Here is a 13,890-nt window from a genome sequence, read left to right on the forward strand (position 1 = left end):
CAAACCGCCCGGCGCCGGGTGGCGTGGTCACCCGACCCATCTGGTCTGGCGGATTCTTCCTGACGCATTTGCTGACGCGCTTTTCCGGCGTCGCGGCGCCCCAGGAGCTCCGCTGCGCAGTATCCATTTCAATGATCAAGCGAGGATTTGATGACAATTGTCACCTCAAACGCCACGACGGGCAACACCGCGCTTCTCAACCTTCCCATGGGATCATTCGTCTATTACGTCAGCGGAAGTTTTGTCGACAAGGACGGCAATCAGGTCATCCCGTCGATTTCCAGCCAGGGAAGCGACGGAACCTTCACCATTAGCCTGGACGAGGACCGTAATGGCGACTCCGGCGTGGCGTCTGACTTCGTCAAAACGTGCGGGGGGACGGAGCACGTCTTCTCTCCCTTCGCCGATTCAGGAACATCCAGCCCTGGCGATCTCAATTTTTACTTTGGGCTTGATATCAGTTTCGGCGGCCCCACCAGCTCTATCGCCAGCGCCGTCACACGCATTTACCTTGCCCAGGGCAAGCAGTCAGGTCATGACAATTGGTGGATGGGTTGCGCCACCCTCAACCAGACTAGTCTGAGCTATAACCAGGCGCATATCGTTATCGCCAATATCTACGACAGCTGCACCAATGTAACGCAAACGACTTACCTGGCGGGCCAACTGGCGGGAGGCGGCGACGTCAACCAGTACAAGATCGCCCTCTCCGGCTTTACCGTCAGCGCCTGATCGGGCTCCGGCTGCGCCGGACCGGCCCTCTCCATGGACGTGGAGGCAGCGATGCCTGTCTCCAGCCGCGGGCGGGCGCACGCGTCATGCCGGTCCGGCGCCGCGCTGTCCTTCAGCTTCACCCCCCGTCGCGAAACGTCGGCCAACCGGGCGCCGGCGGCCCTCAGCCGGGGCGGAAGCGATCATGGGCGCCCAGGACCTGACGATAGGGCGTGGCGTCGGGCCACTGGTAGATCTCGTCGCGCAGGAACCGCAGCTCTTCCTCCGCCGCATCCTCCGGCACTTCGGTCCACCAGGCCTTCGGGCGGCCGTCTGACCCGTCCGACCAGCGGTAGCCGCGCGCTTTCAGTTGGTCTTTCATGTCGAACGGGCTGCGCTCGGCCCAGATGCGCACGCTGATGCGCTGGCTGGCGGCGAGCAGCGCGGCGAAAGGCGTCTGCACGACAGGCCCCGCCGTCTCATCCGGCGCGGTTTCCACCGGAGCATCATGGCGGCGGACAGGCCGCGCCAGCACCTCCAGCAGGGCGTGGCAGTCATCAACCGCGCGATGCCCCTCATGAAACAGGCCGGCCTGGCCCACCAGATAGCCCAGCTTGTTGCCTTCAAAGCCGTAATCGCGCCAGGGGATCTCCCGCACCGAACAGGCCCACGCCTTCGCCGCGAACACCGGCGACAGCCCCTCGCAGAACGGCCGGTCGAAGGCAGCGTTGTGGGCGATGACCAGATCGGCGGGCTCCAGCAGCGCCGCCAGCGCGGCTTCGTCGATGCGCTGGCCGGCAACCATGGCGTCGGTGATGCCGGTGAGGCGGGTGATCTCAGGCGGGATCGGTCGCGACGGCTCCTGGAGGGCGCCATAAACGCCGACCACGTCGCCAATGGCGCCGTCGTCGCCATAGGTGAAGGCCACGGCGCCGATCTCGATCACCTCGTCAGCGTCGTGGCGCAGGCCGGTGGTCTCCGTGTCGACAATCACCGCGAGGCGCGGCAGGGGGCTGAGGGCGCGGTCAATCACCGGGCGCGGCTGGAGGCGGCGCAGAATGCGATAGTCGCCGGTCTGCTCCAGCGCCTGCGCCATGGCTTCTGCGGAGCGGGCGCCGGCATCCGCCGCATCGGCGCTCGCCGCGGTGGCGACGGGGGACGCAGCGGCGCGGCGGCGGGGTTTCGGCGCAACGCGCGGCGCCTCCCGGAAACCGGGATCGTCATCGAACAGGTCGAACTGGCGCGCGGCGTTGCTCAATTGTTTGTTCACCAGGAGGCTGCCGAAGGGTTTCCACCAGATATGTCTGCCCTCCCCCGGCGTCACACGCCGGAGAAGATCCCGCCGCCGCCTCAGTCCGGCAGCAACAGGGAAGTCGGAGCGGCGAACACCCGCTGTTCGCCCAGAATACGCACCGAGAGCCCATCTGGGAACAGCGGCGCGAAGGCGGCGTCGCGGACATTGATGCCGCCGGCATAGGCGCCGAAGGCCGGCAGAATGCAGCGGCGGCCGCCCAACACAAAACAGCGCCGGCGCAACGAACGGCCGCGCAGCCGCAAACGGGCGACCGGATGCAGGTGGCCGCACAGTTCAACGCCATCCGCCTCCGTCAGCGCCACCTCCGGCGCATGGCGGAAGGTCAGGCCGCCCTGGCGCAACACATCAGCCGAGGCGCCGCCCAGTTCCGGCGGGATTTGCGGATCGTGGTTGCCGGTCACCCACAGCCAGTCGCGCCCTTCGCGCAGGGCTGCGAGCAGCGCCCTGTCCTGCGGATCAAGCCTGGCCGGGCCGCCGGCATCGTGGAAGCTGTCGCCGAGGGCGATCACCGTCCGGGGCTGCAACCGGGCGATGGCGGCGGCCAGCCGGCGCAGGGTGGCGCGGGTGTCCCAGGGCGGCAGCAGCACGCCGCGCGCCGCGAAAGCCGAGCCCTTCTCCAGGTGCAGATCGGCGACCACCAGCAACCGCGCCTGCGGCTCGAACAGCACGCCGGAGGGATCGGCGAGAAACTGCGTCGCGCCGAGGCGCACGCAGACCGGCTCCGCATCGCCCGCCGGAATGGCGGCGACCGGCGACCGGGCTGCCGTGGGGGGGGCCATTTCAGGCAAAGATTTCCCGGGCAAGGATTTCTCAGGCAAGGGCTTCTCAGGCAAGAGCTTCGTCAACCAGCGCGCCTTCCGCTTCGGCCAGCAGGGCGTCCGCGTCGCCCGGCGTCGATTCGCGGCCGATTTCGAGCACAAGCGCGATGGATAAAGGCGAAATCCGCTCCAGCGGCTGCCAGACCACGCGCCCGCGAATGCGCGCCAGCATATCGGCGAGGCGCTTCAGATCAAGCAGGCCGGAAGCGGCGTCGCGCCGCGCCGCCCGCAGCAGCACATGGTCCGGCTCGTGCCGGCGCAGCACGTCGTAAATCAGATCGGTGGAGATGGTGACCTGGCGGCCGGTTTTGGCGGCCATGCCGGGATGGCGGCGCTCAATGAGCCCGGCAATAATGGCGCAGTGGCGGAACGTGCGCTTCATCAGCGCCGATTCATCCAGCCATTCCTCCAGGTCGTCGCCCAGCATGTCCTCGGCGAACAGATCGTCCAGCGCCAGGCGCGGCGCGCCGGATGAACCCGTGGCGAAGGCCGCGGCCAGGTCACCCGCCGCCCAGACGGCGACGCCATAGTCGTTGGCGACAAAACCAAGCGGGCGCAGGCGGGCGCGCTCCAGCCGCCGGGTCAGCAACATGCCGAGGGTCTGGTGGGCAAGACGCCCCTCGAATGGCCAGACCGCCAGATAGTGACGCCCGGCGTGGGGAAAAGTCTCCGCCAGCAGTTCGTCCGGTTGCGGCAGGCGCGAATGCCGCCGCTGCCAGGTCAGCCAGGTTTGCACCTCGGGCGGCAGGGCGCGCCAGCTGTCCGGATCGGCCAGCAATTGCCGCACCCGCGCGGCGAGGAAGGTGGAGAGCGGGAACTTGCCCCCGGCCCAGGCGGGGATTTTGGGGTCACGGCCGGTCGCCCGCGTCACCAGCGCCTCATTGGCGGCGAGCCCTTCGAAGCGCAACACTTCGCCGGCAAATATAAAAGTATCTCCGGCGACAAGCTGCTCGGCGAAATCCTCCTCGACCTCGCCCAGAATGCGACCGCCCATCGCCGGGCGCGGCGTCAGGCCGGGCCTGCCGTCCGGGCGGCGCGCGCGGGAGGGGCGCGACAGCCGCACCTTGATCTTCGCCGCCTCAACGATGGTTCCCACATTCAGCCGGTAGCGCTGGGCTGCGGCGGCGGTGGCGATGCGCCACTGGCCGTGGCTGTCGCGACGGATGCGGGCGAACTGCTCATAGCTGCGCAGGGCGTAGCCGCCCGTGGCCGCGAAGGCCAGCACGTCATCGAAATCGGCCCGCGACAGCCCGGCGTAGGGCGCGGCGGAGCTGACCTCGGTAAACAGCCCATCTTCGGTGAACGGCCCGGCCACGGCCATGCCGAGCACATGCTGGGCCAGCACGTCGAGGGCGCCGGTTCGCGGGTCCGGCGTGTCCTGCGCCGCCGCCTCCACCAGCTCCAGCGCCGCCTCGCACTCCAGCGCCTCAAACCGGTTGGAGGGAACCAGCCAGGCGCGCGACGGCTCATCCAGGCGGTGGTTGGCGCGGCCGATGCGCTGCATCAACCGGCTCGCCCCCTTCGGCGCGCCGAGGTTGATGACCAGATCGACGTCGCCCCAGTCGACGCCCAGATCAAGCGTCGCGGTGCACACCACCGCCCGCAGGCGGCCATCGACCATCGCCGCCTCCACCCGGCGACGTTGGGTTGCGTCGAGCGAACCATGGTGCAGGGCGATGGGCAGCGTGTCATCGTTCAGCCGCCACAGTTCCTGAAAGGTGAACTCGGCCTGCAGGCGCGTATTGACGAACACCAGGGTGAGACGATGGCTGCGAATCGCCTCATAGACTTCCGGCATGGCCCAGGAGGTGGTGTGGCCGGCGATCGGCAGTTCGCGTTTTCCGCCCAGAATGGCGATCTGCGGCGGGGCCCCGCCTTCCATGCGCACGATGTCGACTGGCGGCGCAGCCGCGCCGACGCCTGTCAGGTAAGTCGCCAGCGCCTGTGGCTCGCGCACCGTGGCCGACAGCCCCGTGACGGTGAGGTCAGGCGCCAGCCGGCGCAGGCGCGCCAGATCGAGCGCCAGCAGGTCGCCGCGCTTCGAGGCGACCAGCGCGTGCAACTCATCCAGCACGACCCGGCGCAGGCCGCCAAACAGTTTTTCCGCATCCGGATGGGCCAGCATCAGCGCCAGTTGCTCCGGCGTGGTCATCAGAATGTGCGGCGGCCGCTGCATCTGGCGGGCGCGCTTGTGCGGCGGCGTGTCGCCCGTGCGGGTCTCGACGCGGATGTCGAGCGCCATACCGGCCACCGGCGCTTCCAGATTGCGGGCGACGTCGACCGCCAGCGCCTTCAGCGGCGAGATGTACAGGGTGTGCAGCGCGTTGACGCCCGGGGCGGCGCGCGCGGCCAGTTCGACCAGCGAAGGCAGGAAACCGGCGAGGGTCTTGCCGGCGCCGGTGGGGGCGACCAGCAGGGTGGAGCGGTCAGCCAGGGCCAGATCAAGCAGCAGCAACTGGTGCGGCCGGGGCCGCCAGCCGCGCGCCGCGAACCAGCGGGCGAAGCCGTCCGGCAACAGATCGGGGCGCAGGGGCGGCCCTTCCCCGTCGACATCGAGCGCGAACAGCCGGCCGGCGCCGGCCGCAGCCGGAGATTGCGCGCCATCCCGCCTGTTCGCCTGTCGCCGTGGCATGTGCGCTCCCTGCTTGCGTGGCGAGCTGTCTTATATCACGGCGGCGCGGGCGAAACGCCCGGAAGAAACGCGCCGGGGAGAAACGCGTCCAGTTGAGGCGCGCCCAAGAGAACCCCACCCAAGGGAAGCGCCAAGGAGAAGGAGAAGATCGCGAAGCGCGGCTGTCGCGGCGCCGGTTCATCAGCCCCCTGCGGATCCCTGTCGAAATTTTCTGAAAATTTTTCACGCCAGGCGTGAACCGTCGCGGCGCTCGCTGCGACCCATGGGCATAAGGGCGCCGGAACAGCTATCCAGCGGCGCCGCTGCAGATGGAGGATGTCATGAACGTCGCCGCTACCAGCCGCAAGGCCGTCATCGCCGTTGTCGCCGCCGCCATCGGCGGCTTCGCCCTCGCCGCCGCATCGCCGGCCAGCGCCGGCCCAGGACATGGACATGGACATGGACATGGGCATGGGCATGGCTATGGCCATCATCACCGCCACGGGCATTTCCATCGCCCCGGCTATGTCTACGGCGGCGCCGGCCTGATCGGCGGCCTCGCCCTGGGCGCCATCGCCGCCAGCGCCATGACGGCGCAGCCCGCGTGCTACGTATCCCGGGAGCCGGTGATCGATCCGTGGGGCAATGTCATCCGCTACCGCGCCGTACGGGTGTGCGATTGAGCGGCGTCCCTGAAAGGCTCCGCGATCAGGCCGGGATGCCTGACCGACCGGGCTTCAATCCAGACAAAGGAAACTTGAGCCATTCCCGATCCATATCGACCGGAAATGGCTCCGGGCGGCGGTTGAAGCTGCCGTCAGGGGCGGGAGGCCACAGGCTTCCCGCCCCTTTTCGCGTCAGCCGTCTTTTGCGTCAGCCGCCTTGCCCGGCGGCGATGCCCGCCGGCGCGGCCGCCAGATCGCCGCCGCTCACGGAGGGCCCGGCGCCTTCCTGGGCATCCTGCTGCGTCCCCGCCCCGAGATGCGAGCGGCGCATGCCATAGCGGACGTACACCGCGCCCGCCGCGACCAGCCACAGGCCGAACAGGCCGAGGGTCAGCGGCGCGAGGCCCGAGAGCAGGTAGAGGCACAGGCCGATGCTGGCCAGCGGCGTGAACGGATACAGCGGCAGGCGGAAGCTGCGCGGCAGGTCCGGCTGGCGCACCCGCAGGGCAATGACGCTGAGCGCGGCCATGACAAAGGCGCCCAACGTGCCCACCGACACCATTTCCGCCAGAATGCCGAGCGGAAAGAACCCGGACAGCACGGCGCTCAATGCCGCCACCGTTATCGTGTTCAGGGCCGGAACGCCGGTGCGGGCGTCGACCCGGCAGAACAGCGGCGGCAGCAGGCCGTCGCGGCTCACGGCGTAGAGCACACGCGTCTGGCTGAACAGCAGCACCAGCGCGATGCTGAAGATCGAGATGATGGCCCCGGCGGTCAGCACGATCGACGGCCACCGCGCCTGCGTCACGTTCTGCAGGATGACGGCGAGCCCCGCCGCCTGGCCAGCGAACTCGGAGGCCGGCTGCGCGCCGACCGCGACGATGGCCACCGCCACATACAGGCCCGTGACCACGAAGAAGGCGATCATCGTCGCCAGCGGCAAGGTGCGGCGGGGATTGATCGCCTCCTCACCCGCCGTGGCGATGCTGTCGATGCCGACATAGGCGAAGAAGATCACCGAGGCCGCCGCGCCGACGCCGGCGACGCCATGGGGCATGAACGGTTGCAGATTGTCGACGTTGAACGCGGTGGCGCCGACCATGATGAACATCACCAGCACGCCAACCTTGACCAGCACCATGATGGCGTTGACCGTCGCCGACTCGCGGGCGCCGCGCAGCAGCAGCAGGCAGGCCATGCCGATCAGGGTCACCGCCGGCAGATTAACCAGGCCGCCCTGGGCCGGCGGCGCCGAGAGAAAATGCGGCAGGCTCCAGCCGAACAGATACTCGCCCATCTGGTTCAGGTACTGCCCCCAGGTCACGGCGATGGCCGAGGTGGCGACGCCATATTCAAGCAGCAGGCAACTGGCCACCAGGAAGGCCGCGGCCTCGCCCAGCGCCGCATAGGCGGCGGAATAGGCCGAGCCGGCGGTCGGCAACGCCGACACCAGTTCGGCGTAACACAGCGCGCTGAGCGCCGCCGCGAGGCCCGCCAGAATGAACGCCAGCACCACCGCTGGCCCGGCCAGCGGCGTCGCAACCCCAAAAATGAAGAAAATTCCGGTGCCAATGGTGCTGCTGACGCCAATCAGCGCCAGACGCGTCACGCCCAGCGAGCGTTTCAGCCCCGCCCCCTCTCCGGAATCAGCAACCGCCCGGAGCGCGTCGATACTTTTGCAGCGCAGCATCTGCTGGGCGTACTGTGACAATGCCATGCATCCCCTCCTGTTGAAGGTCTGTTGCTCCCCCTCCTCCATCAGGTCGCATCCGGAAGCCGGCCCCAGCCCCGGCTCCGAAAACCACCCGAACCGTCACGCCCGTCCCCCCGGGCTGCGACGGATATCCGGATCGCCGCGGCGACCCACATTCCAGAAAACCATGCGCGGGAGCCGGAAAGCCCACGCGCCCAACGTCCACAGCGGCCGGATCCCCCAGGCAGCCGGCGCGAACGCCCTCAGCTTCCGCCCGCCGGCCGGTCGGAGTGGCCAAGCGACCGCTCCGGATCAATCAGGTCGCGCACCCGCTGCTTCAGGGTTTTCGCGTCCGGAAAGCCGCCATCAACCGTGCGGTCCCAGATCAGGCTGTCATTCACCCGGATGCGGAACACGCCGCCGGTCCGGGGCAGCAGCGCCACTTCGCCCAGATCCTGGCCAAAGGTGGACAGCAGCTCCTGGGCCATCCAGGCCGCGCGCAGCAGCCACTGGCACTGCGTGCAGAATTCGATTGAGACGCGGGGTCCGGCCATCGGGACATCCTCCTGTTGCAATGGCCGGAACCCTTGCACGACCGCATGATCCGGACCAGATCAGCCGCGCCCGCCGCCTCACGCCCCCGGCCGCCCCTGCACAACTTCAAGATCGCCAGGCGGCGGCGCGATCCCCCCAGGCAGACCGGCGGCGGCGGCGAAACCGGCGCGTCCGGGGACGGGCGCCGGCGCGCCCCAGATGCCCGACTCAATGACATCCGCCAGTTCCGGCAACAGGCTCGGGTCGAATTCCGGCTCGCGGCCCGCGTCGCGCTGGGCGAGGTAGTCGCGCGCCAGGCGAACCACCACGCCGGACAGCAGCACGATGGCGACGAGATTGATGGCGGCCATGAAGCCCATCGACACGTCGGCCAGGTCGAACACCGTCGTCACCTGCACAACGGCGCCCCAAAGGGTCATGCCCAGCAGGCCAAGGCGCAGCAACAGCCGGCCCGTGCGCCCGTCGCAGCGCAGAAAAACAAGGGCGCCCTCAGCGCAGGCGTAGTTGCCGGCGATGGACGTGAAGGCAAAGCAGGTGATGGCGATGCTGACGAACGGCGCGCCCCAGACGCCCAGATGCACGCCCATGGCCTGCTGGGTGAGCTGGACGCCGGTGACGCCCGAGCCAGGCTGCAATTTGCCCGACAGCAAAATCAGCAGGGCCGTGGCGGTGCAGACCACCAGCGTGTCGATAAAGACGCCGAACGCCTGCACGAAGCCCTGGCTGCACGGGTGGTGCGGACTGGGCGTGGCCACGGCGGCAATATTGGGGGCGGAGCCCATGCCCGCCTCATTGGAGAACAGCCCGCGACGCACGCCGTTCATCATCGCCGCCGTCATGCCGCCAGCGACGCCGCCAGCCGCCTGATCCAGGCCGAAGGCGCTGGAAACGATCAGCTTCAGCAGTCCCGGAGCCTGATCTGCATTGAGCGCCAGCACCACCAGCGCCACGGCGATATAGGCGCCCGCCATGAGCGGCACAACGACGCCGGAAAAGCGCGCCACCCCGGCGACGCCGCCGGAAATGACCAGCGCCGCCGCCAGCGTTACGGCAACGCCCGACCAGAGCGGCGCGACGCCGAACGCCTCCTGCGCGGCGCCCGCGATGGAATTGGCCTGCACCGCGTTGAACACCAGTCCGAAGACAATGATCAGGCAGATCGCGAACGCCGTGGCGGCGCGCGGCGCCTTCAGACCGCGCGCGATGTAGAACGCCGGCCCGCCGCGATAGGCGCCCGCCCCGTCGCGAACCTTGAACAGTTGCGCCAGCGAGCTTTCGGCAAAGGCGGTCGCCATGCCAAGCGCCGCGACCAGCCACATCCAGAACGCGGCGCCTGGACCGCCAAGATAAAGCGCCACCGCCACGCCCGCCACATTGCCAGTGCCAACCCGCGCGGCCAGCGAGGCGCACAATGCCTGGAACGGTGAAATGCCAGCCGGATCGCTGACCGCCGGGCGCGCCAGCGTGCGGAACATCTCGGGAAAACGGCGAACCTGCACCAGCCGTAGACGTAACGTAAACAGGCACCCCGCGCCGAGGAGCATGTATGTCAGCACATCGCCCCAGAGAATATTGTTCACGAAACCAATATCAGTCTTTAGCATGAAGCTCCAAACATATGTAATTTTTCAATTATTGACTTGCGCAACAGATAACATTTTGAATATTTCTAATTTATATTTCGAAAGATCCACAACGTAAAGACGCCGCGCCGGTTTTCCTGAAAAATGCCCGCGTCGCTGGTCTGCCCCGCGCCAGCGCGGCTTGGCGCACCGGTCATCTGCGCCAATAATGCCGCCACAAATCAGGAGGACGCCCGATGACACACACCACGCCGCGCACATGGCTGATCACAGGCTGCTCGACAGGTTTTGGCAAAATTCTCGCCCAGGCGGCGCTGGACCGCGGCGACAACGTGGTCGCCACCGCGCGCAGACCAGAGACGCTGGCGGACCTGAAGCCGGCGGCGGACGGCAAATTGCAGATCGCCAGACTTGACGTGACCCAGCCAGGCGAAGCTGAGGCCGCCGTGGCCCTGGCGGAACAGCGCTTTGGCCGCCTCGACATTCTGGTGAACAACGCCGGCTATGGTTTCGTCGGCGCGGTAGAGGAAGGCGAGCCGGAAGAATACCGGCCGATGTTCGAGACCAACGTCTTCGGCCTCATCGAAACCACCCGCGCCGCCCTGCCGGCGCTGCGCCGCTCACGCGGCGGCCGCATCGTCAACCTCTCGTCCATCGCTGGCCTCGTTGGCCGGGCCGGCTTTGGTTATTATAACGCCAGCAAGTTCGCGGTGGAGGGATTGTCCGAGGCGCTGGCGCAGGAGGTGGCGCCGTTCGGGATCAGGGTGATCATCGTTGAGCCGGGTCCGTTCCGCACCGAGTTTCTCGGCCGCTCGATCAACGCCGCCGGCAACGAAATGCCGGCCTACGCCGAGACCTCTGGCGTCACCCGCCGCTATGCCGCGGAGAACGACGGCCTGCAGGGCGGCGACCCGCACAAGGCCATTGCCGTCATCCTCAAGGCGATCGACTCCGACACCCCGCCCCTGCACCTGGTGCTGGGCGACGAGGCCTATCCCCGCGTCCGCGCCAAGCTCAAGGCCTTCGAGGCAGATCTGGCGGCCTGGGAGCCGCTGGGCGGCGCCGCCACGCGCTTCGTCTGAGCCGCGGGTCAGGGCCGGACCGGCGGGGACGCCAGAACCGTGAGGGCCGGCCGGCTGGCCGCCCTGACGGCGGCCCTCCGGGCGGCGGCCTCCCGGACGGCTGGTCAGCAATGCTTAACCTGAACCGTTATTTACCATGCCGCGTTAACCTGCTGGCGAGAACGCCGCGCGATGCTGCCGCAGGAAAGACAGGGGGCCTTTCCGCCAAAACCTGAAGCCAGGACATGCTCCTGGCGCGGGCGGCGGCAGTTCCAGACGCAAGGGTGGAGCCACTTTTGCCGGAATGCAGGAATGACAGGGCATGATCAGGCAGGAACTGCGGGATTTCGTTGACGACGTGCTGGACGCCGGCCGGGTGAGCGAACAGGACGTCCTGCGACTTGCCGGGGAAATTCTGGCGGGCGACGTGGCGCGCCGCGCCGAGGTCGACGCCCTGGCGGCGCTCGACCGGCTGATCGCCGACCGGCATCCAGCCTGGGACGACACATTCGTCGATCTGGCCGTGGCCCATGTCGTGACGGGGGCAGCCGCATCCGGCCAGGTGGAGCGCGAGGTGGTCAACTGGCTGATCACCACCCTCGACGCCGCCGGCGCCATGACCGACAACGGCCTGCGCATCGCCATCGACGTGACGCGCGCCGCCAATCACGTCGACCAGACGCTGATGACCTTCGTGCTGCAAACCATGCAGGCCCGGCGCCCTTCCGCGCGCGGCAACCCGGGCGAAGCGGCCTCCGCCCCAGCCGGCGCGGCCTGCGGCCTCCAGCAGATGGGCGGGGCGGCGGACAGGGCGACGCTGGCGCGGGCTGCGCCAGACGGCGACGCGTCAGCCGGGGTGCCGCCGCTTGAGGTCGCCGCCTGAGTCTGGCCGCCTTGCAGCGGATGGTTTTCGCTGGCTACGGCGCGCCCCCGCAAGCCTGCGCACAAGCAGGATCGCTGACCGCCAGCCCAGCCCCTTTGTGACGCCATCCCTTTACGCCGTCTTGGCCGGATTTATTCCGGCCATCCACGGAGCGACGCCCCAGCAGTGGCTTGCGCCCGCCCTGATGTTCAGCCCGGAACACGTCGGGGCATGACGTAGGGGCAGATGAAGGCCCACCTGGAGATTTCCCGGAGCCAAAGCGGGGCGGCGCCCTCTCGCCCCGGTCCGATGCTATTTCTTCAGCGGCCCGACCATGTCCTCCGGCCGCACCCAGCGGGTGAATTCGTCATCGGTCACATAGCCCAGTTGCAGGGCGGCGGCGCGCAGCGACAGGCCCTCGCGATGGGCGGCAAGCGCGATTTCCGCTGATTTCTCGTAGCCGATGTGCGGGTTGAGCGCCGTCACCAGCATCAGCGAATTGTCGAGGTTCTCGTTGATGCGATCGATATTGGGCTCAATGCCGACGGCGCAGTGATCGGTGAAGGCGTTGCAGGCGTCGCCGAGCAGCAGCGCCGATTCCAGCAGATTGTGCAGCATCACCGGCTTGTAGACGTTGAGCTGGAAATTGCCCTGGGAGCCGGCGAAGGCGACGGCGTGGTCGTTGCCGAACACCTGCACGCACACCATGGTGAGCGCCTCGCACTGGGTCGGGTTGATCTTGCCCGGCATGATTGATGAGCCGGGTTCGTTTTCCGGGATGCGCAGTTCTGCAAAACCCGCGCGCGGGCCGCAGGCGTAAAACCGCACGTCGTTGGCGATCTTCAGCAGCGCCCCGGCAAGGGCGCGCACGGCGCCGCTGGCCACCACCATCTCGTCATGGGCCGACAAAGCGGCGAATTTGTTGGCCGCCGAGACGAAGGGAAAGCCGGTTTCGCGGGCGATGTTGGCCGCCGTCAGATCGCCGAAGCGCGGATCGGCGTTGAGGCCGGTGCCCACCGCCGTGCCGCCAATCGCCAGGTTGAACAGCCCCTCCATGCCGGCGCGCACGGCGGCGAGGCCATGGTCGAGTTGGGCGACCCAGCCGGAAATCAGCTGCCCCACGGTCAGCGGCGTGGCGTCCTGCAAATGGGTGCGGCCGATCATGACAACGTCGGCGTATTGCGCCTGCTTGTCGGCCAGCACGTCGCGCAGGCGCTGCACCGCCGGCAGCAGGGCGTGACCGAGGCCCTCGACCGCCGCCACATACATCACCGTCGGGAACGTGTCGTTGGACGACTGGGAGTGATTGACGTCGTCGTTGGGATTGACCGGCTTCTTCGAGCCGACAACGCCGCCAGCCAGCTGGATGGCGCGGTTGGCGATCACCTCATTGGCGTTCATGTTGGTCTGGGTGCCGGAGCCGGTCTGCCAGACGACGAGCGGGAACTCGCTGTCGAGCTTGCCGTCAATGACCTCCTGGGCGGCCTGGACGATCAGCTTCACCTTGTCGGCGGGCAGTTCGCCCAGCGCGCCATTGGCCTCGGCGGCGGCTTTCTTGAGCAGGCCCAGCGCCCGGATCACCGGCCGGCCCCAGCGGAAGCGGTCGACGCCAATGGGGAAATTGCCGATGGAGCGCTGGGTCTGGGCTCCCCAGAGCCGGTCGGCCGGCACTTCGACCGGACCCATGGCGTCCTTTTCCGTGCGGGTGTTCGCGTGTTCACCGCTCATGACACTCTCCACTCACTTCGGCGCCGTGTATCCACGGCGCGCCGCGCCTGTCGGAACAGCGCAACTCTGGCGCATATATTTCACGCATTCACGGAAAGACAACTACAAAACGCACGGACATCGGCCAAATCATCGCCAGATAACTTTGGTTTTATTTTTAATAATTCAAATCAACGTGCACTTCAGGGGACGTCAACTGGGGCAATCCAAAACGCCGCCAGCATCGATTTCGCCGGCCCCGCGCATCCTGCCGGCCATTCGCGTCCATTTCCTGACGCTGGCGCGTCG

11 protein-coding genes are annotated in these 13,890 nt (G+C 67.9%); 4 read left to right on the plus strand and 7 right to left on the minus strand.

Annotation, left to right across the window (positions count from 1 at the left end; genetic code table 11):
* The first annotated feature begins 150 nt into the window (after positions 1 to 150).
* Positions 151 to 732 (plus strand): hypothetical protein, encoded by a 582-nt coding sequence (locus tag ACERNI_RS04020; RefSeq protein WP_448831975.1) that lies wholly within the window; start codon positions 151 to 153, stop codon positions 730 to 732.
* Positions 733 to 895: 163 nt separating this feature from the next.
* Here ACERNI_RS04020 and ACERNI_RS04025 read toward each other — a convergent pair whose 3' ends face one another.
* The 3 genes from ACERNI_RS04025 to ACERNI_RS04035 form a co-directional block, all read right to left on the minus strand.
* A complete protein-coding gene (locus ACERNI_RS04025) occupies positions 896 to 1,981 on the minus strand; it encodes a 3'-5' exonuclease (RefSeq protein ID WP_448831976.1) in 1,086 nt (361 codons plus the stop codon).
* An 80-nt stretch (positions 1,982 to 2,061) separates the two neighbouring features.
* Complete coding sequence (gene pdeM, locus ACERNI_RS04030; RefSeq protein ID WP_448831977.1) at positions 2,062 to 2,805, minus strand: ligase-associated DNA damage response endonuclease PdeM; 744 nt, start codon at positions 2,803 to 2,805, stop codon at positions 2,062 to 2,064.
* A 46-nt stretch (positions 2,806 to 2,851) separates the two neighbouring features.
* Positions 2,852 to 5,476, minus strand: a complete 2,625-nt coding sequence (locus tag ACERNI_RS04035; protein ID WP_448831978.1) for a ligase-associated DNA damage response DEXH box helicase — start codon at positions 5,474 to 5,476, stop codon at positions 2,852 to 2,854.
* 320 nt (positions 5,477 to 5,796) lie between these two features.
* Here ACERNI_RS04035 and ACERNI_RS04040 point away from each other — a divergent pair, with 320 nt between their 5' ends.
* The gene (locus tag ACERNI_RS04040) at positions 5,797 to 6,138 is read left to right on the plus strand and encodes a hypothetical protein (RefSeq protein WP_448831979.1); all 342 of its coding nucleotides are present in this window, start codon (positions 5,797 to 5,799) and stop codon (positions 6,136 to 6,138) included.
* 190 nt (positions 6,139 to 6,328) lie between these two features.
* Here ACERNI_RS04040 and ACERNI_RS04045 read toward each other — a convergent pair whose 3' ends face one another.
* From ACERNI_RS04045 to ACERNI_RS04055, 3 genes are all read right to left on the minus strand, one after another.
* Positions 6,329 to 7,837: an APC family permease gene (locus ACERNI_RS04045; RefSeq protein WP_448831980.1), complete on the minus strand. Its 1,509-nt coding sequence runs from the start codon at positions 7,835 to 7,837 to the stop codon at positions 6,329 to 6,331.
* Positions 7,838 to 8,076: 239 nt separating this feature from the next.
* Complete coding sequence (locus ACERNI_RS04050) at positions 8,077 to 8,367, minus strand: SelT/SelW/SelH family protein (RefSeq protein ID WP_448831981.1); 291 nt, start codon at positions 8,365 to 8,367, stop codon at positions 8,077 to 8,079.
* Between the two features lie 78 nt (positions 8,368 to 8,445).
* Positions 8,446 to 9,972 carry an alanine/glycine:cation symporter family protein gene (locus tag ACERNI_RS04055; RefSeq protein WP_448831982.1) on the minus strand — a complete coding sequence of 509 codons (1,527 nt, stop codon included), beginning with the start codon at positions 9,970 to 9,972 and terminating at the stop codon, positions 8,446 to 8,448.
* A 215-nt stretch (positions 9,973 to 10,187) separates the two neighbouring features.
* On the opposite strand from ACERNI_RS04055, the gene ACERNI_RS04060 reads away from it, so the two are divergent.
* The gene (locus ACERNI_RS04060) at positions 10,188 to 11,033 is read left to right on the plus strand and encodes an oxidoreductase (protein WP_448831983.1); all 846 of its coding nucleotides are present in this window, start codon (positions 10,188 to 10,190) and stop codon (positions 11,031 to 11,033) included.
* Positions 11,034 to 11,334: 301 nt separating this feature from the next.
* Positions 11,335 to 11,895: a hypothetical protein gene (locus ACERNI_RS04065; RefSeq protein WP_448831984.1), complete on the plus strand. Its 561-nt coding sequence runs from the start codon at positions 11,335 to 11,337 to the stop codon at positions 11,893 to 11,895.
* Positions 11,896 to 12,186: 291 nt separating this feature from the next.
* On the opposite strand, the gene fumC is transcribed toward ACERNI_RS04065, so the two are convergent.
* Positions 12,187 to 13,602 carry a class II fumarate hydratase gene (fumC, locus tag ACERNI_RS04070; RefSeq protein ID WP_448831985.1) on the minus strand — a complete coding sequence of 472 codons (1,416 nt, stop codon included), beginning with the start codon at positions 13,600 to 13,602 and terminating at the stop codon, positions 12,187 to 12,189.
* Between the last annotated feature and the right edge of the window lie 288 nt (positions 13,603 to 13,890).

The sequence above is a fragment of the Camelimonas sp. ID_303_24 genome (genome assembly GCF_053543495.1).